This is a genomic window from Catenulispora rubra (genome assembly GCF_015356825.1).
Classification (GTDB): domain Bacteria; phylum Actinomycetota; class Actinomycetes; order Streptomycetales; family Catenulisporaceae; genus Catenulispora; species Catenulispora rubra.
Genome location: NZ_JAACYW010000692.1, coordinates 1 through 635, shown reverse-complemented (window position 1 = coordinate 635; position 635 = coordinate 1). Strand labels below are relative to the sequence as shown.

Genomic DNA, 635 nt, shown 5'->3' with positions numbered 1-635 from the left:
GTGGGGTGCTGTGCCGGGGGCCGGACGACGAGATCTTGACCATTGAGCTCTCCTGTGGGTGAGACCTGATGGTGGAACCACGACGTGGACAGGAGGCGCAAGGCGCCCGAACACGCCCCCGTCCTGCGCCGCCGCCGGCGAGACGCTGACAGTGTGCTGTTTCGCATCGGTGTCCGCCGCCGTCGGCATCAGCCAATGTAGCGGGAAAACAACAACAGTCAACGACTGGTTATGAGAATTCTGCGAACTGATTGTCCGCACGGACGAACGCGGCGTGTCCGGCCGCGGCCGCCGCGGCCCCCACCACCTGCCGCGCGGCCAGCCAGGTGGCCCCGGCGGCGCCGTCGGCGGCCAGCGCGATCGGCGAGTCCGGCCAGCGCCGGCCGATCGCCGCGGCCACCGCGTCGTACACCGGCGAGCGGCTGACCAGGACCGAGCCGCCCAGCACCACCGGCTCCCCGGCCGCGGGACGGACTCCGGCCAGGCTGTCCACCAGCGCCTCGGCGGCCTGGGCGACGATGCGCACCGCCGCCGGGTCGCCGAGTTCGTACGCGGCCATCACCAGCGGCGCGAGCCGGGCCAGCGCCACCGTCGGCTGCGCCGTGACGGCGCGGACCAGCTCGGCGGCCTGGCGC

General features: G+C 73.5%; 1 pseudogene. It reads right to left on the bottom strand.

From position 1 onward, the window contains the following. Positions 1 to 229: 229 nt before the first annotated feature. Positions 230 to 635: pseudogene (locus tag GWK61_RS54980) on the bottom strand (ATPase); the annotation flags it as partial.